This window comes from Microbacterium neungamense (assembly GCF_024971095.1).
Classification (GTDB): domain Bacteria; phylum Actinomycetota; class Actinomycetes; order Actinomycetales; family Microbacteriaceae; genus Microbacterium; species Microbacterium neungamense.
The window spans coordinates 952,120-973,745 of the sequence record NZ_CP069717.1; the positions used below are offsets into that span (position 1 = coordinate 952,120).

Annotated in this window: 18 protein-coding genes; 13 read left to right on the plus strand and 5 right to left on the minus strand. The window is 72.7% G+C overall.

All coding sequences use genetic code 11. From position 1 onward, the window contains the following. The first annotated feature begins 21 nt into the window (after positions 1-21). The 7 genes from atpD to JSY13_RS04535 all read left to right on the plus strand — a co-directional run bounded on the left by atpD (position 22) and on the right by JSY13_RS04535 (position 8,432). On the plus strand, positions 22-1,476 hold the full coding sequence (gene atpD, locus JSY13_RS04505; protein WP_259607834.1) for a F0F1 ATP synthase subunit beta: 1,455 nt from the start codon (positions 22-24) through the stop codon (positions 1,474-1,476). A gap of 2 nt (positions 1,477-1,478) precedes the next feature. Then, positions 1,479-1,739, plus strand: a complete 261-nt coding sequence (locus JSY13_RS04510) for a F0F1 ATP synthase subunit epsilon (protein WP_259607835.1) — start codon at positions 1,479-1,481, stop codon at positions 1,737-1,739. A gap of 75 nt (positions 1,740-1,814) precedes the next feature. Continuing rightward, a complete protein-coding gene (locus tag JSY13_RS04515) occupies positions 1,815-2,552 on the plus strand; it encodes a YaaA family protein (protein WP_259607836.1) in 738 nt (245 codons plus the stop codon). Between the two features lie 126 nt (positions 2,553-2,678). Then, positions 2,679-3,491 (plus strand): large exoprotein, encoded by an 813-nt coding sequence (locus JSY13_RS04520; RefSeq protein WP_259607837.1) that lies wholly within the window; start codon positions 2,679-2,681, stop codon positions 3,489-3,491. 156 nt (positions 3,492-3,647) lie between these two features. Then, entirely contained in the window at positions 3,648-4,631 is a 984-nt protein-coding gene (locus tag JSY13_RS04525) for an aldo/keto reductase (RefSeq protein WP_259607838.1), read from the plus strand. 99 nt (positions 4,632-4,730) lie between these two features. After that, positions 4,731-5,567 (plus strand): PP2C family protein-serine/threonine phosphatase, encoded by an 837-nt coding sequence (locus tag JSY13_RS04530; RefSeq protein ID WP_259607839.1) that lies wholly within the window; start codon positions 4,731-4,733, stop codon positions 5,565-5,567. Between the two features lie 57 nt (positions 5,568-5,624). Then, entirely contained in the window at positions 5,625-8,432 is a 2,808-nt protein-coding gene (locus JSY13_RS04535; RefSeq protein WP_259607840.1) for an FtsK/SpoIIIE domain-containing protein, read from the plus strand. A gap of 1 nt (position 8,433) precedes the next feature. On the opposite strand, the gene ald is transcribed toward JSY13_RS04535, so the two are convergent. Next, positions 8,434-9,546: an alanine dehydrogenase gene (gene ald / locus JSY13_RS04540; protein ID WP_259607841.1), complete on the minus strand. Its 1,113-nt coding sequence runs from the start codon at positions 9,544-9,546 to the stop codon at positions 8,434-8,436. 54 nt (positions 9,547-9,600) lie between these two features. Beyond that, positions 9,601-10,638, minus strand: coding sequence for an asparaginase (locus tag JSY13_RS04545; protein ID WP_259607842.1), 1,038 nt, complete (start codon positions 10,636-10,638; stop codon positions 9,601-9,603). Between JSY13_RS04545 and JSY13_RS04550 the strand changes: the two genes are divergently transcribed. Continuing rightward, on the plus strand, positions 10,637-11,122 hold the full coding sequence (locus tag JSY13_RS04550) for an OsmC family protein (RefSeq protein ID WP_259607843.1): 486 nt from the start codon (positions 10,637-10,639) through the stop codon (positions 11,120-11,122). The genes JSY13_RS04545 and JSY13_RS04550 overlap by 2 nt on opposite strands. 51 nt (positions 11,123-11,173) lie before the next feature. Here JSY13_RS04550 and JSY13_RS04555 read toward each other — a convergent pair whose 3' ends face one another. Beyond that, the gene (locus JSY13_RS04555) at positions 11,174-11,944 is read right to left on the minus strand and encodes a lysophospholipid acyltransferase family protein (protein WP_259607844.1); all 771 of its coding nucleotides are present in this window, start codon (positions 11,942-11,944) and stop codon (positions 11,174-11,176) included. A gap of 123 nt (positions 11,945-12,067) precedes the next feature. Here JSY13_RS04555 and JSY13_RS04560 point away from each other — a divergent pair, with 123 nt between their 5' ends. Both JSY13_RS04560 and dxr read left to right on the plus strand, forming a co-directional pair. Continuing rightward, on the plus strand, positions 12,068-13,045 hold the full coding sequence (locus tag JSY13_RS04560) for an FKBP-type peptidyl-prolyl cis-trans isomerase (protein WP_259607845.1): 978 nt from the start codon (positions 12,068-12,070) through the stop codon (positions 13,043-13,045). A gap of 30 nt (positions 13,046-13,075) precedes the next feature. Continuing rightward, positions 13,076-14,158: a 1-deoxy-D-xylulose-5-phosphate reductoisomerase gene (dxr, locus tag JSY13_RS04565; RefSeq protein ID WP_259607846.1), complete on the plus strand. Its 1,083-nt coding sequence runs from the start codon at positions 13,076-13,078 to the stop codon at positions 14,156-14,158. 53 nt (positions 14,159-14,211) lie between these two features. On the opposite strand, the gene JSY13_RS04570 is transcribed toward dxr, so the two are convergent. Further along, positions 14,212-15,813 carry a Mur ligase family protein gene (locus tag JSY13_RS04570; protein ID WP_259607847.1) on the minus strand — a complete coding sequence of 534 codons (1,602 nt, stop codon included), beginning with the start codon at positions 15,811-15,813 and terminating at the stop codon, positions 14,212-14,214. A 60-nt stretch (positions 15,814-15,873) separates the two neighbouring features. Between JSY13_RS04570 and JSY13_RS04575 the strand changes: the two genes are divergently transcribed. Next, the gene (locus JSY13_RS04575) at positions 15,874-17,160 is read left to right on the plus strand and encodes a M50 family metallopeptidase (RefSeq protein ID WP_259607848.1); all 1,287 of its coding nucleotides are present in this window, start codon (positions 15,874-15,876) and stop codon (positions 17,158-17,160) included. 4 nt (positions 17,161-17,164) lie between these two features. On the opposite strand, the gene JSY13_RS04580 is transcribed toward JSY13_RS04575, so the two are convergent. Beyond that, positions 17,165-19,027: a chorismate-binding protein gene (locus JSY13_RS04580; RefSeq protein WP_259607849.1), complete on the minus strand. Its 1,863-nt coding sequence runs from the start codon at positions 19,025-19,027 to the stop codon at positions 17,165-17,167. Between the two features lie 172 nt (positions 19,028-19,199). On the opposite strand from JSY13_RS04580, the gene ispG reads away from it, so the two are divergent. Both ispG and JSY13_RS04590 read left to right on the plus strand, forming a co-directional pair. Beyond that, the gene (ispG, locus tag JSY13_RS04585; protein ID WP_259607850.1) at positions 19,200-20,351 is read left to right on the plus strand and encodes a flavodoxin-dependent (E)-4-hydroxy-3-methylbut-2-enyl-diphosphate synthase; all 1,152 of its coding nucleotides are present in this window, start codon (positions 19,200-19,202) and stop codon (positions 20,349-20,351) included. A 72-nt stretch (positions 20,352-20,423) separates the two neighbouring features. After that, positions 20,424-20,933 carry a thioredoxin family protein gene (locus JSY13_RS04590; protein WP_259607851.1) on the plus strand — a complete coding sequence of 170 codons (510 nt, stop codon included), beginning with the start codon at positions 20,424-20,426 and terminating at the stop codon, positions 20,931-20,933. Positions 20,934-21,626 lie beyond the last annotated feature (693 nt).

Here is a 21,626-nt window from a genome sequence, read left to right on the forward strand (position 1 = left end):
CTCTAAGAGAGAGACGAAGATATGACCCCCACCGCTACGGCTGAAACCGCCGCGACCGCGGTCGTCGGGCGCGTCGCACGCGTCACGGGCCCGGTCGTCGACATCGAGTTCCCGCACGACTCGATCCCCGACATCTACAACGCGCTGAAGACGACGATCACCATCGGCGAGCAGTCCACCGAGATCACCCTCGAGGTGGCGCAGCACCTGGGCGACGACCTCGTCCGCGCGATCGCGCTCAAGCCGACCGACGGTCTGGTCCGCGGCCAGGAGGTGCGCGACACCGGTGCGCCGATCTCGGTGCCGGTGGGCGACGTCACCAAGGGCCGCGTGTTCAACGTGATCGGCGAGGTGCTCAACGCCGAGCCGGGCGAGCAGATCGAGGTCACCGAGCGCTGGCCGATCCACCGCAAGGCTCCGAACTTCGACCAGCTCGAGTCCAAGACCCAGCTGTTCGAGACCGGCATCAAGTCGATCGACCTGCTCACCCCGTACGTGCAGGGTGGCAAGATCGGACTGTTCGGCGGCGCGGGCGTCGGCAAGACCGTCCTCATCCAGGAGATGATCCAGCGCGTGGCGCAGGACCACGGCGGTGTGTCGGTGTTCGCCGGTGTCGGCGAGCGCACCCGTGAGGGCAACGACCTCATCCACGAGATGGAGGAGGCGGGCGTCTTCGACAAGACCGCGCTCGTCTTCGGCCAGATGGACGAGCCGCCGGGGACGCGGCTGCGCGTCGCCCTGTCCGCGCTGACGATGGCGGAGTACTTCCGCGACGTGCAGAAGCAGGACGTGCTCCTCTTCATCGACAACATCTTCCGCTTCACCCAGGCCGGCTCCGAGGTCTCCACGCTGCTGGGCCGCATGCCCTCCGCGGTGGGCTACCAGCCGAACCTGGCGGACGAGATGGGCCTCCTGCAGGAGCGCATCACCTCGACCCGCGGTCACTCGATCACCTCGCTGCAGGCGATCTACGTCCCCGCGGACGACTACACCGACCCGGCCCCGGCCACCACGTTCGCGCACCTCGACGCCACCACCGAGCTCTCGCGCGAGATCGCCTCGAAGGGTCTGTACCCGGCGATCGACCCGCTGACCTCGACCTCGCGCATCATGGACCCGCGCTACCTGGGCGAGGACCACTACCGCGTGGCGACCACCGTGAAGCAGATCCTGCAGAAGAACAAGGAGCTGCAGGAGATCATCGCGATCCTCGGTGTCGACGAGCTGTCCGAAGAGGACAAGATCATCGTCGCCCGCGCCCGCCGCATCCAGCAGTTCCTCTCCCAGAACACCTACATGGCGAAGAAGTTCACCGGTGTCGAGGGCTCGACCGTTCCGCTCAAGGACACGATCGAGTCGTTCGACGCGATCGCGCGCGGTGATTTCGACCACGTCGCCGAGCAGGCCTTCTTCAACGTCGGCCCGATCTCGGACGTCGAGGAGAAGTGGGCGAAGATCCAGAAGGAGAACGCCTGATCATGGCGCTCAACGTCCACCTCGTCTCCGCCGACGCGGAGGTCTGGTCCGGCGAGGCCACCCTCGTCGTCGCCAAGACCGTCGAGGGTGAGATCGGCATCATGGCCGGCCACGAGCCCGTGCTCGCGATCCTCGCCCAGGGCGAGGTGCGCATCACCGAGCCGAACGGATCGAAGGTGCTCGCGAACGCCCAGGACGGGTTCCTGTCCATGGAGGGCGACGAGCTCACCATCGTCGCCGGCAACGCCGCACTGATCGCCTGACGACCTTCCCATCCGCCTCGGACCCTCCGCTCGCCGGAGTGTCCGAGGCGGATTCGTCTGCATCCCCGGAGCACGATGAAGATCCTCCTCCCGCCGTCCGAGACCAAGCGCCCGGGCGGTTCCGGCCCGGCCTTCGACCCGGCCGCCCTGGCCCTGCCCTCGCTGCTCCCGCAGCGGGAGGCGGTGATCGACGCCCTCGTCGCGCTCGCGGCGGATGCGGATGCCTCGCGGCGGGTGCTCAAGCTCAGCGAGCGCCAGGCGGGTGAGGTCGCGCACAACCGGATGCTGCGCAGCGCGGCGGTGATGCCCGCGATCGACCGGTACACCGGCGTCCTCTACGACGCCCTGGACGCCGCGGGTCTGGACGCCGCCGGGCGCCGCTGGCTCCGCGACCACGTCCTGATCCACTCCGCGCCGTTCGGCCCGGTCGGCGCGCTCGACGGCATCCCGCCGTACCGCCTCGCCGCGGGCACGTCGCTGCCGGGCATCCCGCCGCTGCGCCGGCACTGGGCGGATGCCGTGACCGGCGCCCTGACGGGGGAGGGCTTCGTCCTCGATCTCCGCAGCGAGGCGTACGTCGCGCTCGGGCCGGTGCCGGCATCCGTCCCCTCCGCGTACGTGCGCGTGGTGAGCGACGGCGGCCGCGCCCTGAACCACTTCAACAAGAAGGCGAAGGGCGCGCTGGTGCGTCGCCTCGCGTCCGAACGCCCGCGGGTGCGGTCGCTGGAGGGCCTGCTGCGGTGGGCGGACGACGCCGGCGTGCCGCTGCGCGAGGCGGAACAGGGCGTCCTCGAACTCGTCGGCGAGGCGTGAACGGCGCCTGCGGCACCGCCCGCGTGTGCGATTGATCCGATATTCTCCGCGCCGCTAGCATGGCGAATGCGAGGCCCAGGGCCTTGCAGCGGGGGACGACACGCGTCCTCCCGAGACCGAGGGAATGTGAGTCTCATGTACGACGACTACGACGGAAGCTATGCGGCGTTCTTCGCCGTCTACTTCTTCGTCCTCTTCCTGATGGTGGTCGTGGGGTACGTCCTCACGTCCCTGTTCCTGATGAAGATCTTCGAGAAGGCCGGCGTGCAGGGCAAGTGGCGCGCCTGGGTCCCGTTCTACAACTTCATGGTGTTCTTCAAGCTGGGCGACTTGAGCCCCTGGCTGGCGTTCGGGTTCCTGCTGACCTGGATCCCGGTCCTGGGGTGGCTCGTCGGCATCGCGATGGTCGTCGTCTCGGCGCTGGCCGCCTGGCGCGTCGGCCTGAAGCTCCAGAAGGAGGCCGTCTGGGTCGTCCTCTGGGTGCTGCTCAGCATCGTCTGGCTCGGCATCAACGCCTTCGACAAGTCGCGCTGGAATCCGAACATCGCCCCCGCCCCGTGGGCGGGTAACGGCTTCCTCGCCGACCGCACGGTCTGGGAGGGCGTCCCGGTGCAGCCGAGCGCCGCCGGCCCGGCCGCTCCCGGCTACGGCGCCGCGCCGCAGGGCTACGCACCCCCGCAGGGCTACGCACCGCCGCAGGGCTACGGCACGCCGAACACCCCGCCGGCTCCGCCGGCCCCCGGCACGCCGTCCGCTCCCGGCGCCGGCGCTCCCGGCGGACCGGCGGTGCCGCCGCCGCCGAGCACTCCGCCGGCGCCGAACACCCCGCCCGCGCCGCCCTCGGCGCCGCCGGCGGCTCCTCCGGCGCCCCCGGCTCCGCCCACGGACCCGAACCGGCCCCCGGCTCCGCCCACGGACCCGAACCGGCCCCCGGCCTGACCCGAGAACCCCCGGCACCCGCCGGGGGTTCTCCTGTTCGCGCCCGGAGTGACTGCCGGTCCGCCGACTGTCGATCCGGCGCCTGTCGATGGCGCGCGGATCGATGCGGCGCGGCGCGGGGCGGGACGGCGTCTTGGGCTCGGCTAACGTGGAGACATGGTGAACTCGCAGCGCCGCGTCGGCGCATCCGGTCTCGTCGTCTCCGCCACCGGCCTCGGATGCAACAACTTCGGCCGGTCCGGCACCGCCACCCAGACCATCGAGGGCACGCGCGAGGTGATCGACGCCGCACTGGCCAACGGCGTGTTCTTCTTCGACACCGCCGACATGTACGGCGCCGATCCCGGCCTCAGCGAGACGCTGATGGGGGAGGCGCTGCAGGGCCGCCGCGACCGCGTCGTGCTCGCCACGAAGTTCGGCCACGAGCGGGACATGGGCTACGACTTCCCGGCCGGCCGCGGCTCGCGCCGGTACGTGCGCCACGCGGTGGAGCAGTCGCTGCGCCGCCTGCGCACCGACTGGATCGACCTGTACCAGCTGCACCTGCCCGACCCGCAGACCCCGATCGCCGAGACGATCGACGCCCTGGACGAGCTCGTCGCGGAGGGCAAGATCCGCTACTACGGGCACTCCAACCTCGACGGCTGGCAGATCGCGGAGGCGGAGTTCACCGCCCGCGCACGCTCGACCGGCCGGTTCATCTCGGCGCAGAACCACTACTCGCTGCTGGCACGTGCCGCCGAGCGCGAGGTGCTGCCGGCGGTAAACCGCTACGGACTCGGCTTCTTCCCGTACTTCCCGCTGAAGAACGGGCTGCTCACCGGCAAGTTCACCCGCGAGGGCGGACCGGAGCGCAGCCGCATCATGGCCACGCGGCGGCACATCTGGGCGGATGCCCCGTGGGACGCGCTCGAGGCGTACCAGCGGTTCTGCACCGAGCGCGGCATCACCATGCTGCAGGCGACGTTCGGCTGGCTGCTCGCGCAGCCGGGGGTCTCCAGCGTGATCGCCGGGGCGACCTCGGCCGCCCAGGTGGAGGCGAACGCGGCCGCCGCGGACGCGTGGACGCCCACCGGGGAGGACCTCGCCGCCATCGACGCGCTGTTCCCGCTGCCGGAGGACCCGGGCGCGCGGATGTGAGCACGGATTCCACTACGATGACTGAACGAGCCGCCGCATCGGCGGCCACCCCCGCACCGGAGGCCGCACGTGGTTGAGACGACGACGCACACGCATCGCGTGAGCGGAGGACTGCGCGTGTCCTGGGCGGGGGCGACCGACCGCGGACGACGTCGCGAGAACAACCAGGACGCCTTCCTCGCCCGGTACCCCCTCTTCGTGGTCGCCGACGGGATGGGCGGGCACGCCGGGGGCGAGATCGCCAGCCAGCGCACCATCAGCAGGCTCGACGCGGTGGTGGAGAGCGGCGAGGTGTCGATCGAGGCGATCGAGCAGGCGCTGATCCACGCGGTCGAGGACATCCGCACGCATCCGGACACCACCGACGAGGGCACCGGCACGACCCTGACCGGGGTCGTCCTGGAGGCCGGCGACGAGCCGCGCTGGGTGGCGCTGAACATCGGCGACTCGCGCGTGTACCTGAAGCGCGGGGATCGGCTCGCGCAGGTGACCACCGACCACTCGGTGGTGCAGGAGCTGATCGCGGCGGGGAAGATCAGTCCGGAGGAGGCGGACGGGCATCCGTACAGCAACGTGATCACCCGCGCCGTCGGCGCCGGGGAGCTGGCCGCCCCGGACTACGTCGCGGTCGACCTGCAGCCCGAGGACGTGCTCGTGGTGTGCTCGGACGGGCTGACCAAGGAGCTGACCGATTACGGCATCCTGCACTTCCTCCGCGAGAACCCGGATCCGGGCACCGCGGTCGACGCGATGATGGAGGCCGCGCTGGAGAACGGCGGCCGCGACAACGTGACGCTGATCGTGGTGCGAGTGGATGCCGATGAGGAGGCGTCGTCGGAGACGGCCGCCGACGCGGAGTCTACGTCCGACACGGCCGCCGACGCATCGACGGGGGCCGCCGAGTCGTCCTCCACAGACGACGGATCCGGGAATTGACCGGCTGACCCTGGGGACAACCGCTCTCCGCCCCGTCGCGTGCGGTGGGATGGGGGCATGGATGCCACCACGATCGTCCTGCCGTCCGCCCCGGCCGATCCGGGCCGTCCGCCCTTGCCGGTGCTGGCGGCGGTCGTGCCGGTGGTCGCCGGGGTGGTGCTCTGGCTCGTCACCGGGTCGCTGATCGCGCTGTGCTTCGCGGGCCTGGGCCCGCTCATGCTGGGCGCCTCGTTCGCGGACGGGCACCGGGCACGCCGCCGGGCGCGCCGGCGGGCGGCGTCCGAGGCGGATGAGGCGTGGATGCGCGCGGATGCCGAGCTGGAGCGGCTGCACGCCGCCGAGCACGCCGACCTGTGGCACCGCCGTCCGGACGCCGCCGCGTGCCTGCGGCAGCCGCCGCTGCGCGGCTCCGAGGGCATCGCGCGGGGCACCGCGGTCGTCATCGGACGCGGTGAGCTGCCCAGCGGCGTGCGGGTGAGCGGAGGCGACGACGACCGCTCCCGCGCGTTCCGCGAGCGGGCGGCGCGGATCCGGGACGCGCCGGTGACCGTGCCGCTGGGCGGCGGGATCTGCATCCGCGCCCCCGAGCCGGTGGCGGCGGCGGTTGTCCGCGCGCTCCTGATGCAGCTGTGCCTGCGTTTCACCCCCGCGCAGCTGGCCGTGCACGGCGACCGGCTGGAGGAGTGGGGACTCGGCGCCCTGCCGCACGCCGCGGGGCGCCGGGGCGCGTTCCGACTCGGCGTCGGCACGCAGGACGGGGCGGATGCCGCGGTGTGGGTGTGCCCCCCGGATGCCGACCCGCCGGACGGGATCACCACCGTGCTCGACGCGACGGAGCTGCTCCGGGCGTGGCTGCGGACGCCCGACGGGGTCCGCGAGGTCGCCGTCGAGGGGGTGTCGCGCGAGCAGGCTCTGCTCGCCATCGCGGAGTGCGCCGCGCCCCGGTTCGCGGCCAGGGGAGAGGAGGAGCAGGGACTGCCCGCGCGGGTGGGCTTCGCGGAGCTGGGCGCGCACGCCGCCGCGCGCGGGAAGGGCGCCGCGGCGAGCCTCGCCGTCGCGATCGGCCGCGGCGTGCGGGACGAGGCGGTCGTCGACCTCGTCGAGGATGGCCCGCACGCCGTCGTCACCGGCATGACCGGGACGGGCAAGAGCGAGCTGCTGACCACCTGGGTCGCCGCGCTCGCCGCCGCGCACGGCCCGGACGAGATCGCCTTCGTGCTCATCGACTTCAAGGGCGGCACGGCATTCGAGCCGCTGCGGGCGCTGCCCCACGTCACGGCGGTCGTCACCGATCTCGACGCCGGCGGTGCTCAGCGCGGCGTGCGCAGCCTAACGGCCGAGCTGCGCCGGCGCGAGGCGGTGCTCGCGCAGGCCGGGGCCCGCGACATCCGGGACTGCCCCGGCCTCGGACGGCTGGTCATCGTCGTCGACGAGTTCGCGGCGCTGCTGTCGGAGCATGCGGATCTGGGGGCGGTGTTCACCGACATCGCCGCCCGCGGCCGTGCGCTCGGGATGCACCTCGTCCTCGGCACGCAGCGGGCGGCGGGGGTGATCCGGGACGCCCTCGCCGCGAACTGCCCGCTGCGGATCAGCCTCCGCGTCGCGGACCCCGCCGACAGCCGGCTCGTCATCGGCTCCGCGGCGGCCGCCGAGATCCCGGGCGGCCCGGAGTCCCGTGGCCTCGCGTTCGTGCGTCGCCCGCGGGACGCCGAGGCGGAGGCGGTGCGGGTGGCGCTCACCGTCGCCGACGACCTGCGCGTCGCTGCGCGGCGCTGGGAGGGCGTTCCGGTGCCGCCGAGCCCCTGGCTGCCGCCGCTCCCGGACCGCGTTCCGCTCGCCGACGCCGCGGATGCCGGCGGGACGCCGGTGCTCGGACTCGCCGACGATCCGGAGCTGCAGCGGCAGACCTGGGTGCCGGCGGGTGCGGGCTGGGCGATCGTGGGCGGTCCCGGCAGCGGGAAGACCGCCGCGATCCGCCTCCTCGCCGTGCAGCACCCGGATGCGGTGCTCGTCCCCGCCGACCCGGAAGGCGCATGGGATGCCGTGGCGGAGCTGTCCACCGGGCGGCACGGGCTCGTGCTGTGCGACGACCTGGACGTGCTGCTGGCCGGCTACCCGTCGGAGTACGCCCAGCTGTTCCTCAGCCGCTGGGAGACGATCGCCCGGTCCGAAGGCGGAGCGGTCGTGACGCTGTCCCGGGCCTCGGGGCCGCTCACCCGGGTGATCGACCTCCTGCCGCACCGCGCGCTGCTGCGCCTGCCGAGCCGGGTGGAGCACCTCGCCGCAGGGGGCGAACCGGGCGCCTTCGACCGCGACCGTCCTGCCGGCCGCGCGCTGATCGGCGCCCACGAGGTGCAGCTGTGCTGGGTGGACGAGCCCGACCCGCGGACCGCGGCGCCGGGCGGCCGCCACGCGCCCGCGATCGCCGCCCGGAATCCGGTCGCGCCGCTGACGCCCCGCTGGCAGCCGCGCGCCGCCGTGTCGGGCGTGCTCACCCCGGCTGTCGCCCCGGCGCTCGCGGCGCTGCGCGTCGCACACCCCGGCCACCTCGTCACCGGGCTGGACGACGCCGCCCCCGAGAGCCGGCACGGCGCCGCGGCGAACCCCGAGCACGGCGTCGCGACGAGCGGGGCCGCTCCCGCGGACCGGCCCCGGATCCTCGTCGCCGACCCGGAGCAGTGGCGCACCCACTGGGCCCAGCTGCAGCTCGTTCGTGCCACCGGCGAGTTCGCGGTGGCCGCGGAGTGCGCCCCGGAGCTGCGTCAGCTGGGCATCCGCGACCTGCCGCCGTTCGCGCGACTGCACGCCGGGCGGGCGTGGCGCGTGCGGCAGGGGCGACCGCCGGAGCGGGTGCTGCTGTCGTGACTCAGAGCACGGATGCCAGCGGCGTCTCCTCCAGCCCGTGCGCCGCGGCCACGCCGGCGTTCACGACGCGCCCGCCCGCGGTGTTCAGTCCCGCCGCGAGGGCCGGGTCGTTGCGCAGGGCCTGCTCCCACCCGAGCCGCGCGATCTGCCGCACGTACGGCATGGTCGCGTTCGTCAGCGCGGAGGTCGACGTGTTCGGCACCGCGCCGGGCATGTTCGCGACGCAGTAGAACACCGAGCCGTGCACCATGAACGTCGGGTCGTCGTGCGTGGTGGGGCGCGTGCCTTCGAAGCATCCGCCCTGGTCGACGGCGATGTCGACGAGCACGCTGCCCTCGCGCATGTCGGCGACCATGTCGCCGGTGACCAGCTTCGGCGCCCGGGCGCCGGGGATCAGCACCGAGCCGATCACCAGGTCCGAGCCGACGACGGCACGGCGCAGATCCATCGGGTTCGAGGCTGCCGTCTTCACCCGGCCGGCGAACAGCTCGTCGAGGTACCGCAGGCGGGGGATGTTCGTGTCGAAGACGGTGACGTCGGCGCCCATGCCGGCGGCGATCGTCGCCGCGTTCGCGCCGGCGACCCCGCCGCCGATCACCGTGACCTGCGCCGGCCGGGTGCCCGGCACCCCCGACATCAGCAGCCCCAGACCGCCCTGCGAGCGCATCAGGGTGTGCGCGCCGACCAGCGGCGCCAGGCGGCCGGCCACCTCGCTCATCGGCGCCAGCAGGGGCAGGGAGCCGCCGGGCAGCTGCACCGTCTCGTACGCGATCGCGGTGACGCCGTCGGCGAGCAGGCGCTCGGTGAGGGCCCGATCCGCGGCGAGGTGGAGGTAGGTGAACAGCACCAGGTCGTCGCGGAAGTGACGGTACTCCGACGCGATCGGCTCCTTCACCTTCAGCAGCAGCTCGGCGCGACCCCACACCTCGTCGGCATCCGGCACGAGCGTGGCGCCGGCATCCGCGTACTCCTGGTCGCTCATCGAGGAGCCCGCCCCGGCGCCCCGTTCCACGAGCACCTCGTGGCCCGCCGCCACGAGGTCGTGCACGCCGGCGGGGGTCAGGGCCACCCGGAACTCGTTGTTCTTGATCTCGCGGGGGACGCCGATTCTCATCGCGATTCCTCTTTCCTCCTCGTCATCGAGGGGTCAGCACCCCTGGTGGGGGTGTCAGATGCCGGCGCCGGGACGGATGATCCCGACGTCCTTGCCGCCGCCGCGGACGGTCAGCGGCAGCTGTGCGGCCAGCGCGGCGACGTCGGCCTCGGCGAGAGCGCCGGCGCGGGCCAGGAGCGTGGCGGCGACGATCGTCGCGGCGCGGCCGTTGCCGTCGAGCATCTTCAGCGCGACGGTCGCCCCGTTCGGCGCCACCATCACCATGACGCCCTCGGCCCCGACCTTCGCGAACACGCCCAGCGACTCGATCGCGAGGGTGTCCGGCTCGCCCGGGCCGGCGATGGTCCACGGGTTCTCCCGCACCACGCGGACCAGCGTGCCCGCGACCCGGTGCAGTGCGAACGGGGAGCGCTCGGAGGCCGTGCCGATGCGGTGGATGCCGCGGGCGAGGCCGGTCAGGGTGACCGCGTGCACGGGTGCGCCGCATCCGTCCACCGCGGTGTGCGCGACCTTCTCACCGGTGAGCCGCTCGACGACCTCGCGGATGTGCACCTGGAGCGGGTGCGCCGGGTCGAGGTAGCCGTCGGTGGGCCAGCCGGTGGCGACGCAGGCGCGCAGCATGAGGGCGTGCTTGCCCGAGCAGTTCATCCGGAGGCGAGACTTCTCCGCGTGGTCGCGGATCAGCTCCCAGCGGGTGCGCGCGTCGGAGGGCCAGTCCGGAGGGCATCCCAGGTCGTCTTCGGTGAGGCCGCCCGCGGCGAGCACCTCTCGCACCACTTCGACGTGCCGGTCGGTGCCGGAATGGCTGGCCGTGCCCAGCGCCAGCTGCTCGCCGTCGAGGGCGGCGCCGGCGGTGACGCACGCGATCGCCTGCAGCGGTTTGAGGCTGGAGCGGGGGAGGATCAGCGCGTCGACGTCGCCGTGCCGGGCGATCAGGTCCCCGTCCGGGGAGAGCACGACGGCCGCACCGGCATGACGTGATTCTACGAAGCCGCTGCGTTCCACGACGGCGAGTTCGACGGCATCCGCGACGGTGAGAGTCTCCAGCACGCCCTCCAGCCTATCGCCGACGCCGTGACAGACTGTGGCCATGGCCACTCCGCTCGGGGAACACCGCTACGCCCTCACCGCCACCTGGACCGGGAACCGGGGAACCGGCACCAGCGGCTACCGCGACTACTCCCGCGACGTCACGCTGCGCATCCCGGGCAAGCCGGACCTGCTCGCCTCGTCCGACAAGCCGTTCCGCGGCGACCCGTCGCGGTGGAACCCGGAGGACCTGCTGCTGGCCGCGCTGTCCGAGTGCCACCTGCTGTCCTACCTGCACGCCTGTGTCACCGCCGGCGTCGTGGTCACCGCGTACCGGGACGAGGCGGCCGGGGTGATGCGGGAGGACGGCCGCGGCGGCGGAGCGTTCACCGAGGTGGTGCTGCGACCGCGGGTCGTCGTCGCCGAGCCGTCGATGATCCCGGCGGCGGAGGAGGCGCACCACCGGGCGCACGAGTGGTGCTTCATCGCGAACTCGGTGAACTTCCCGGTGCGCCACGAAGCGGTGGTCACCGCCGACGGACCCTGAGCCGGTCGAAGGACCCTAGCGTGTCGAAGGGTCCGCGACCTCTCGCGGTGATTACCGCCGCTCGTGCGGGAGGACCTGCTTGATCTTCTCGATCGGCGTCTGCGCGGGCGGCTCGTTGTAGACCCCCGCGAGCTCCTGGCCGGAGAGGGCGTGGATCGCCGCCATGATCTCGTCGGTCGCCTGACGGCGCGCCCGCCCGCTCGAAGCGGCGCCATGCACCGACAGATCGAGCGGCCGGCCGAAGCGGACGGTCACCCGCTCGTTCAGCGACGGCATCGACGCACCGACCGGCATCACCCGGTCGGTGCCGATCAGCCCCACCGGGACCACCGGCGCCCCCGTCTGCAGCGCGAGGAACGCGACCCCGGTGCGGCCCTTGTACAGGCGGCCGTCGGTGGAGCGGGTGCCCTCCGGGTAGAGCGCGACGGCGAGCCCGTCCTCCAGCAGCCGGCGCTGCTGATCCAGCGCGTCAAGCGCCGCCTGCCCGGCGCCGCGGCGGACCGGGATCGCCCCGACCGAGGTGAAGAACAGCCGCGACAGGGCGCCGCGCAGCCCGGGGCCGTCGAAGTAGCTCGACTTGGCCAGGAAGTGCACCGGGCGGGGAGCGGCGACGGGGATCGCGATGGAGTCGATGAAGGACAGGTGGTTGCTCGCGAAGATGACCGGCCCGGTGCGTGGGACGTTCTCGCGGCCTTCCACGTGCGGCCGGTACACGGCGCGGGCCAGCGGGGCGGCGACGAGGCGGCCGAAGAAGTAGGCCAGACCTGCGCGGCGGGGCGTCGGGGCATCCGATGCGGCGGCATCCACCTGATCAGAGGTCATCCGAGAAGCGTAACCGGAGGAACATGCCGGGCACGGCATGGCCGGCGGGCCGTCCGCGTTCAGCGCGGGCAAAGACGCGTGGGGGATGATGGTGCTTTCCGTCCGCGATCCCGAGGTCTCATCGTGCGCCTGCGTCCCGTCGCCCTCCTGTCCACCATCGCCCTCGCCGGCGTGCTGCTGACCGCGTGCGCGGGTGAGGGGGACGCCGAGGCGACGCCGACGCCGTCCGCGGAGTCCTCGTGCGTGCTCGACAAGAAGTCCGGTCCCGGGTCGGATGCGGTGCAGGTGGAGGGCTCCGGCCTGGAGGCGAAGGTCACGGTGCCCGCCGGCACCGAATTCGCGGATGCGGAGCGCACGGTCGTCTCGAAGGGGGACGGCGAGGACGTGCTCCCGGGCGATCTCATCTCGGTGCGCTACCAGCTGGTCGACGCGGTCACCAATCAGGTGCTCGGCACCTCCGAGCGCGGGCCCGACGGCGTGCTGCCGGTGCTGCTGAACCCGAACCAGCAGCAGCAGCTGTACGACTTCACGCAGTCCTCGATCTTCCTCGTGGCGGCCGAGTGCGAGCCGATCGGCTCCGAGATCGTGCTGACGCTGCCGAGCTCCATGCTCGGCGAGGGCCAGAACCCGGTCGCGCTGTACGTGCAGACCCTGGAGAAGCTCCCCACGGTCGCGAAGGGCGCCGAGCAGGAGCCGCAGGACGGCATGGCGACTGTGAAGCTGGACGACAAGGGCGAGCCGACCATCGGCATCCCCGAGGGCGACGCACCCACCGAGACCACCCTCGCCGTGCTGAAGAAGGGCGACGGCGCGGTGGTCGGCGCGGGCGACCTCGTCACCGTGCAGTACCGCGGCGTGAAGTGGAGCGACGGCGAGGAGTTCGACTCCACCTGGACCAATGCGGCCTTCCCCGCCCAGTTCCCGGCGAGCGGTGTCGTCACCGGCTTCCGGAAGGGCCTCGAGGGGCAGACCGTCGGTTCGCAGGTGCTCGTCGAGATCCCGCCCGCCGAGGGGTACGGCGCGGCCGCCGAGCACGAGCTCAAGGAGGAGACGCTCGTCTTCGTGATCGACATCCTGGGCACCACGCCGCTGGAGCAGTGATCGCCCGCTGACACGGCCTAGGCTGGCGGCATGCGTCGCGTCATCGTCCTCGGCTCCACCGGCTCCATCGGCACTCAGGCGCTGGACGTCATCCGCGCCAACCCGCGGCGATTCGAGCTGGTCGGCGTCGCCGCGGGCTCGAACGCCGAGCTGCTTGCGCAGCAGGCCGCGGAGTTCCGGGTGGAGAGCACCGCGCTCGGCGCCGCCGAGGCGGAGCAGCTGGTGCGCGACGTGGAGGCGGACGTCGTCCTGAACGCCATCACCGGCTCGATCGGGCTGGGGGCCACGCTCGCCGCGCTGAAGGCGGGGCGGACCCTCGCGCTGGCCAACAAGGAGTCGCTCATCGTCGGCGGCGAGCTGGTGCTCGCCGCCGCGGCCCCGGACCAGATCGTTCCGGTCGACTCGGAGCACTCCGCCCTCGCCCAGGCTCTGCGCTCCGGCGGTCCGGGTGAGGTCAGGCGGCTGATCGTCACGGCATCCGGCGGACCGTTCCGTGGACGCAGCCGGGAGGACATGGCGGATGTCACACCCGCCGAGGCGCTGGCGCACCCGACGTGGGACATGGGCCGCGTCATCACGACCAACTCGGCGACCCTGGTGAACAAGGGGCTGGAGGTGATCGAGGCGCACCTGCTGTTCGGCGTGCCCTACGACGACATCGAGGTGGTCGTGCACCCGCAGTCGATCGTGCACTCGATGGTCGAGTTCGTCGACGGGTCCACCATCGCCCAGGCGTCCCCGCCCGATATGCGGCTGCCGATCTCGCTCGGGCTGGACTGGCCGCACCGCGTCGGCGGCGTCGGACGCCCGCTGGACTGGCGGACGGCGACCAGTTGGACGTTCGAGCCCCTCGACGACGAGGCGTTCCCGGCGGTCGCGCTCGCGAAGGCGGTCGGGCGTGCCGGTGAGACGTTCCCGGCGGTGTACAACGCCGCCAACGAGCAGGCGGTGGACGCGTTCCACGAAGGTCGGCTGCCGTTCCTCGGCATCGTCGACACGATCCAGCGCGTGATCGACGCTCACGAGCCCCCCGAGACGCTCACGATCGACACTCTGGCGGAGGCCGAGCGCTGGGCCCGCGCCAAGGCCGACGCCCTCATCGCCGCCTCCTGACCCCCACGACCGATCCGATCCCCCGGATCCCCTCCCGGGGTCGGGGCGCGCTGTCAGTCGTCGTAGGGGACGGGCCAGCGCGGCTCGGGGACGGGCCAGCCGGCGTCGCGCAGGGCGCGGCGGGCGAGCTCGCGGGCGGAGTAGGGCGTGCGCACCCCGCGGATGTCGCGGTAGTCCTGGTGTCCGGGGCCGGCCCACAGGATCGCGTCGCCCTCGCCGACCAGGCCGACCGCGGCCACGATCGCCTCCTCGGGCGGGGAGTACTCGTGGATCTCGGCATCCGGACGCGCCCGCCGGGCGCCCTCGACGAGAGTCCTCCGGATCGACGCCGGGTCCTCGAACCGCGGATGGTGGTCGGTGACCACCAGGATGTCGCTGCCCTCCACGGCCGTGCGGGCCATGTCGTACCGCTTGGTGGCGTCGCGGTCGCCGTCCGCGCCGAACAGCATCAGCACCTTGCCGGGCGTCACCCGGCGCACCGCGGCGAGCGTCTTCTCGAACGCGTCGGGGGAGTGCCCGAAGTCGACGTACACGGCCGGTCCCCGCTCGCCGGAGACGAACTCGGTCCGCCCGGGCAGGTACGCGCGGATGCCGCCGTCCCGCTCCAGTCCGCCGGCGATCCGCTCCCACGAGTAGCCGCCCTCGAGCAGCATCACGATCGCGAGCCCGGCGTTCGCGGCCATGTGCGGGCCGATCACCGGCACCGTCGTGGTCAGCCGGCCCTGCGGCCCGGCCAGGGTGAACACGGTGCCGTTCTGCCGCTCGTCGTCGATCGTGACCACCCAGTCGGCCGCGGCCGCGGCATCCGCGTCGGCGGCGATCGCCGGCGTGCCCACGGTGACCACGGGGATGCCGGCCTCGGCCACCACCCGCGCACCGGCCGGGGAGTCCAGGCACACCACGCCGCGGCGGGCGCGGTCCGGCTGGAACAGCGGCAGCTTCGCCCGGAAGTACTCCTCCATGTCGGCGTAGTCGTCGAGGTGGTCGTGCGACAGGTTGGTGAAGCCGGCGACGTCGAACACGATCCCGTCCACGCGATGACGCGACAGCGCCTGTGCGCTCACCTCGACCGCCACCGCCTCCACCGCGCGCTCGCGCATCAAGGCCAGCAGCGCGTGCATCTCGGATGCCTCGGGCGTGGTCAGCCGCGACACGATCACCTGTCCCGCGATGTGCCGCTCCGCGGTGGACGACAGCCCGGTGACGACCCCGAGCTGATCGAGGATGCCCTCGAGCAGGTGCGACACGCTGGTCTTGCCGTTCGTGCCGGTGGTGCCGAACAGCAGCGGCAGCGGGTCGTCCGCGCCGGTGCCGTACACCCAGGCGCTCAGCGCGCCGAGGACCCCGCGGGGGTCGTCCACGACCACGATCGGCAGACCGGCGGATGCCGCGAGCTCGGCGCCGGCGGCATCCGTGATGATCGCGACGGCGCCCTTCTCGGCCGCGGTCCCCGCGAACTCCGCGCCGTGCCGGTTCACCCCCTGGATCGCCACGAACGCCTCCCCGGCCCGGAGGTCGGCGGTGGCGAGGGTGATCCCGCTGAGGTGGACGTCGGCGATGTCGCCGCGGACGTCACGGGCGAAGCGGTCGGCGAGCTCGGCCAGGGCGCGACGGGGTGGGTCGGCGGGGCGGAGCACAGGAGGAAGGTTGCTCATGTCGCATCCATGTTCTCACGCGGTCATCGCGCGGCATGTGCGGGGCGTTAGCGTGGACGGGTGGAAACCCTGCTGTATCTGGGCGGCATCCTGTTCATGCTCGTCGGTCTCGGCCTGTCCATCGGGCTGCACGAGATCGGGCACCTCGTGCCCGCGAAGCTGTTCGGCGTGCGGGTCGGCCAGTACATGATCGGGTTCGGCCCCCGGCTGTGGTCCCGGCGCATCGGCGAGACCGAGTACGGCGTGAAGGCGCTGCCGCTGGGCGGGTTCATCTCGATGTCGGGCATGTATCCGCCGTCGGACGTCTCCGGCCCCGCCAAGGGCGTCTTCCGCACCCTCGTGCAGGACGCCCGCACCGCGAACGACGAGACCATCGCGGACGGGGAGCAGCATCGCGTGTTCTACCGGCTGCCGGTGTGGAAGCGCATCGTGGTGATGCTCGGCGGGCCGCTGATGAACCTCGTCCTCGGCATCCTCGTCTTCACGGTCCTCGCCTCCGGGATCGGCATCCAGCAGGCCACGACGACCGTGGCCGCGGTCAGCGAGTGCGTGCTGCCGGCCGCGTCGGAGCCGACCGAGTGCGGCCCGGGCGACCCGCCCGCGCCGGCCGCCGAGGCCGGCATCCGTCCCGGCGACGAACTGGTGAGCGTCGGCGGCGCCCGCACCGAGACGTTCGCCGAGGCGTCGGCGATCATCCAGGCCTCGCCGGGCGAGCCGCTGCCGGTCGTCGTGCGCCGGGACGGCGAGGAGGTGCACCTGACGCTCACCCCGGTCACCGCCGAGCGGGAGTTCGCCGAGGACGGCAGGACCGTGGTCCGCGAGGTCGGCTACGCCGGCGTGTCCGCGCAGGTCGCGTACGTGGCGCAGCCGATCGGCACCGGCCCGGCGCTGGCACTGCAGCAGGCCGGCGCGGTGACCTCGATGATCGCCACCCTGCCGGTGCGGCTGTGGGACATCGGGGTCGCCCTGTTCACCGATCGCGAGCGCGACCCGAACGGCCCGCTCAGCGTCGTCGGGGTCGGCCGCATCGCCGGTGAGGTGGCGGCGACGGATGCCCCGGTGCTGAACCGCCTGGTGGTGCTGCTGAACCTGCTCGGCGCGCTCAACATCGCGCTGTTCGTGTTCAACATGATCCCGCTGCTGCCGCTGGACGGCGGACACATCGTCGTCGCGCTGTGGGACGGTCTGCGCCGGGCGTGGGCGCGCCTCACCGGTCGCCCGGAGCCGGGGCCGGTGGATGCCACGCGCCTGGTGCCGCTGACGGTGATCGTCGCCGCGGTGCTGATCGGGATGGGCGCGCTGCTGCTCATCGCCGACCTGGTGAAACCGGTCGATCTGTTCGGCTGACGGTTCAGCCGAGCGCGTGCGCGACCAGCCGGTGCAGGGTGCGGATGCCGTCGCGGGACAGGATCGACTCCAGGTGGCCCTGCACGCTCGCGAAGCGCTCGCCGCGGAGCGCGTAGACGTCGCCGGACCCGGCATCCGCCGACACCTCCGCGGGCCCCACAGCGCCGGTGCCCGGCGCGACGCGCGCCGTGAACGTGTTGTAGAAGCCGACCGACGCCTCCTCCTCGAACACGGGGACCGTCTTCTGCACACCCTGATGCGGCGCGTTCAGCGGCACCAGCGGGATGCCGAGCCGGTCGGCGAGGATCTGGTGGCTCAGGCACACCGCGAGCAGCGGGCGCCCGGCATCCATCCGCCGCGCGACGACCTCCCGCATCCGCGCGATCCGCGGCGACGAGCCGTCCCGCGGGTCGCCCGGTCCGGGACCGGCCACGACGAGCTCGGCGGCGTCCACCGCGGCATCCGCCACCTCGTCCCACGGCGCGATCGTGACGTCCAGCCCGAGGTGGCGCAGCTGGTGCGCCAGCATGGTGGTGAACCGGTCCTCGGCGTCCACCACGAGTGCGCGGTGCCCCGCGAACGGACCCGTGCCCGGGGCCTCCTGCGGCTGCAGCCAGAAGTCGGCCAGCCTCGCGTTGCGGGAGGCGAGCAGCGCGGCGATCTCCGGGTCGTCGGCGAGCGGACGCGGCACGGTCGGGGCATCCGGGTCCTCCTGCGCCTCGGCGACGTGGTCGCGCTCGATCGCGCCGATCGCCCCCAGCACGCCCGCGGCCTTCCCGTGCGTCTCGCCGACCTCGCCGAGCGGGTCGGAGTGCCGCACCAGGGTCGCGCCGACCGGCACCCGCAGGCGCCCGCCGTCGATGTACACGGTGCGGATCAGGATGGGGGCGTCGAGGTCGTGTCCGCCGTGCGCGTTGGGGGTGAACAGCGCGGCGACGCCGGAGTAGTAGCCCCGCGGCTCCCGTTCGTGCCGGCGGATGACGGCGCACGCGTTCTGCATGGGGGAGCCGGTCACGGTCGGGGCGAACATGGTCTCGCGCAGGACGTCGCGCGGGTCGAGCCGGCTGCGGCCGCGGAGCATGTACTCGGTGTGGGTGAGGCGCGACATCTCCTTGAGGTGCGGTCCGGTGATGCGCCCGCCGTCCGAGCAGACGGCGCTCATCATCTTCAGCTCCTCGTCGACCACCATGAACAGCTCCTCGGTCTCCTTGGTGGAGGAGAGGAACTCCGTCAGCGACTCCTTGGTGGCGCCGCCGGCCGGATGCCGGAACGTGCCCGAGATCGGGTTCATGGTGACCACGCCGTCGCGGGCGACGACGTGCGCCTCCGGGCTCGCGCCGACCGCGATGTGACCCGGGGTGACCACCGCGAAGGTCCAGTAAGCGCCGCGCTCGTGCTCGAGCAGCGCGCGGAACCAGGTGAGCGCGGCGGTGCGGTCGTCCCCGTCGAAGGAGGCGGTGTAGTCGCGGCGGATGACGAAGTTCGCCCCCTCGCCGCGGCCGATCTCGTCGGCGATCACCCGCTCCACGATCCCGGCGTACTCCTCGTCGGACAGGTCGAAGCCGCCGTCGCGCAGCGGGATCGGCGCATCCGGCAGCTGGGCGAGCAGCTCTGCCGTCGGGATGTGCTCGTGCGTCGCGACGAGCAGGCAGCGCAGCGGGGTGCCGTCGTCCTGCGCCTCGAACCCGCGCTCGCGCACCTGCCGGTACGGCACCATCGCGAACACCTCGCGGGCGCTGCCGTCGTCGTCGAGCGGGATGTCGGCGAGCAGGTCGACGTCGACCACCTCGCCGGTGAGCAGCTCCACGGTGTCGGCGCCGTCGCGTGCGATGAGCACGTACGAGGTGCTGGGGTCGGCCAGCTTCATGGTTCTCCTGGATTCCGGGCGGCCAGACGAAAAGACCGCCCTGGTGGGCGGTCTGTGAGTACGCGAACACACCGCCTAGACGGCGGGCCACCATGCGGGGACGTTCACGCGCCTGAAACTACCACATCGGGGCACCCAGCCTCCGTCGATCCTGGCGTCGTAGGCTTGAGGCGTGCCAGCAGTGAACCTTGGGATGCCGCGCGTCCCCGACGTCCTCGCCCCGCGTCGCAAGTCCCGCCAGATCCGGGTCGGCAAGGTGCTCGTCGGCGGTGACGCGCCTGTCAGTGTGCAGTCGATGACCACGACGAAGACCACCGACATCAACGGCACGCTGCAGCAGATCGCCGAGCTGACGGCATCCGGCTGCGAGATCGTGCGCGTCGCCGTGCCGTCTCAGGACGACGCCGACGTGCTGCACATCATCGCGAAGAAGAGCCAGATCCCGGTCATCGCCGACATCCACTTCCAGCCGAAGTACGTCTTCCAGGCCATCGACGCCGGCTGCGCGGGCGTGCGCGTGAACCCCGGCAACATCCGCAAGTTCGACGACCAGGTGGGCGCGATCGCGAAGGCGGCCGCCGCCGCGGGCGTGTCGCTGCGGATCGGCGTGAACGCCGGCTCGCTGGATCGCCGCCTGCTCGAGAAGTACGGCAAGGCCACGCCGGAGGCGCTCGTGGAGAGCGCCGTGTGGGAGGCGTCGCTGTTCGAGGAGCACGACTTCCACGATTTCAAGATCTCGGTCAAGCACAACGACCCCGTGGTGATGGTGAAGGCCTATCGGATGCTCGCCGAGCGCGGCGACTGGCCGCTGCACCTGGGCGTCACCGAGGCAGGCCCCGCGTTCCAGGGCACGATCAAGAGCGCCACCGCGTTCGGCATCCTGCTGGGCGAGGGCATCGGCGACACCATCCGCGTCTCCCTCTCCGCCCCGCCCGCGGAGGAGGTCAAGGTCGGCCATCAGATCCTGCAGTCGCTGAACCTCCGAGAGCGCAAGCTCGAGATCGTGTCGTGCCCGTCCTGCGGTCGCGCGCAGGTGGACGTCTACTCGCTCGCCGACAGCGTGACCGAGGGGCTGAAGGACATGACCGTGCCGCTGCGCGTCGCGGTGATGGGCTGCGTCGTGAACGGTCCCGGCGAGGCTCGCGAGGCCGACCTGGGTGTCGCCTCCGGCAACGGCAAGGGCCAGATCTTCGTGAAGGGCGAGGTCATCAAGACCGTGCCCGAGGCCGAGATCGTGCCGACGCTGATCGAGGAGGCGAACCGGATCGCCGCCGAGATGGGTCCGGACGCGCCCATCGGCACCGCCCAGGTCGTCACGGCCTAAGCACCTGCCCTGCCGTTCGCGCGGGTGCCGGCGTACCGTTGTCCCTAGGGGGACGGATGCCCGGGAGGCGCCATGCGTATCGCCACGTGTCTCGTCGTCGTCGTGCTGTCGCTCGGCCTGAGCGGATGCGCCGGGGCGGCGCCGCCGGGAGCCGATGACCCTGTGCCGTCCGCGACGGCGTCCGCGTCCCCGAGCGACACCCCATCCGGATCCGGTCAGCCGTCGGCATCCGAGACCCCGCCGCAACCCGGGGCGGAGGACACCGCCGCACCGGCCCCCGGCGTGTACCGCGACTACGACGACGGCGCGATCGAGGCCGTCTCCGGCACCAAGGTGCTGTTCTTCCACGCCTCCTGGTGCCCGCAGTGCCGGGCGCTGGACGAGGAGCTGCGCAGCGCCGGCGTCCCCGACGGGATGACCGTGTTCAAGGTGGACTACGACGACAGGGTGGATCTGCGGCAGAAGTACGGGGTCACCCGGCAGACCACCGTCGTGTACGTGGACGACGAGGGGCGGAAGCTGTCCAGCGCGGTCCTGTACGACGACCCGTCGATCGCCTCGCTGCTCGCCGCGGCCCCGTGAGACCGCGATCACGGCATCCCTCCTGCTCAGTCTCGCCGCCGGGGTGCTGACGGTGGCCGCCCCGTGCGTGCTGCCGCTGCTGCCGGTCATCGTCGGGGGCGCGGCCGTCGCGGATGGCACGCGCAGTCGCTTCCGCCCGTACGTCATCGCCGCATCTCTGGCGGTGAGCGTGGTGGTCTTCACGCTGGCGCTCAAGGCGACGACGGCGCTGCTCGGCGTCCCTCCCGCGGCGTGGCAGGCGGTGTCCGGGGCGCTCATCATCCTGCTCGGCGTCGACCTGATCTTCCCCGCTCTCTGGGACCGGCTCTCCGCCCGGTTCCGGTGGCAGGAGCGCAGCGGCGAGCTGCTGCAGGGATCCGGATCCCGTCGCGGGGCGCTCGGCGACGTGCTGACCGGTGCCGCCCTGGGGCCGGTGTTCTCGAGCTGCAGCCCCACCTACGCGCTGATCGTCGCGGCGGTGCTGCCGGTGTCGTTCGCCGAGGGGGTGCTGTACGTGACGGCCTACGCCGTCGCGCTCGCGGGGACGCTGCTGATGATCGGCCTGCTCGGGCGACGGGTGGTGCGCCGGCTCGGCTGGCTCGCCGACCCGCGCTTGCGCCGCGTGATCGAGGGTGCGCGGGGCGTTTCGTCTCGGTCGCGCTGCGCGCGTCCTCGCTCAACGACCGGGGGAGGGCGACCTGGCGTGGTGGGGCG

Coding starts and splice junctions, on each gene's coding strand:
- JSY13_RS04545 (WP_259607842.1), bottom strand. CDS start 10,638: ATGGCCACAGTCTGTCACGGCGTCGGCGATAGGCTGGAGGGCGTGCTG.
- JSY13_RS04555 (WP_259607844.1), bottom strand. CDS start 11,944: ATGACCTCTGATCAGGTGGATGCCGCCGCATCGGATGCCCCGACGCCC.
- JSY13_RS04510 (WP_259607835.1), top strand. CDS start 1,479: ATGGCGCTCAACGTCCACCTCGTCTCCGCCGACGCGGAGGTCTGGTCC.
- JSY13_RS04525 (WP_259607838.1), top strand. CDS start 3,648: ATGGTGAACTCGCAGCGCCGCGTCGGCGCATCCGGTCTCGTCGTCTCC.
- JSY13_RS04550 (WP_259607843.1), top strand. CDS start 10,637: ATGGCCACTCCGCTCGGGGAACACCGCTACGCCCTCACCGCCACCTGG.
- ald (WP_259607841.1), bottom strand. CDS start 9,546: ATGAGAATCGGCGTCCCCCGCGAGATCAAGAACAACGAGTTCCGGGTG.
- JSY13_RS04570 (WP_259607847.1), bottom strand. CDS start 15,813: ATGAGCAACCTTCCTCCTGTGCTCCGCCCCGCCGACCCACCCCGTCGC.
- JSY13_RS04515 (WP_259607836.1), top strand. CDS start 1,815: ATGAAGATCCTCCTCCCGCCGTCCGAGACCAAGCGCCCGGGCGGTTCC.
- dxr (WP_259607846.1), top strand. CDS start 13,076: ATGCGTCGCGTCATCGTCCTCGGCTCCACCGGCTCCATCGGCACTCAG.
- JSY13_RS04590 (WP_259607851.1), top strand. CDS start 20,424: ATGCGTATCGCCACGTGTCTCGTCGTCGTCGTGCTGTCGCTCGGCCTG.
- JSY13_RS04535 (WP_259607840.1), top strand. CDS start 5,625: ATGGATGCCACCACGATCGTCCTGCCGTCCGCCCCGGCCGATCCGGGC.
- atpD (WP_259607834.1), top strand. CDS start 22: ATGACCCCCACCGCTACGGCTGAAACCGCCGCGACCGCGGTCGTCGGG.
- JSY13_RS04580 (WP_259607849.1), bottom strand. CDS start 19,027: ATGAAGCTGGCCGACCCCAGCACCTCGTACGTGCTCATCGCACGCGAC.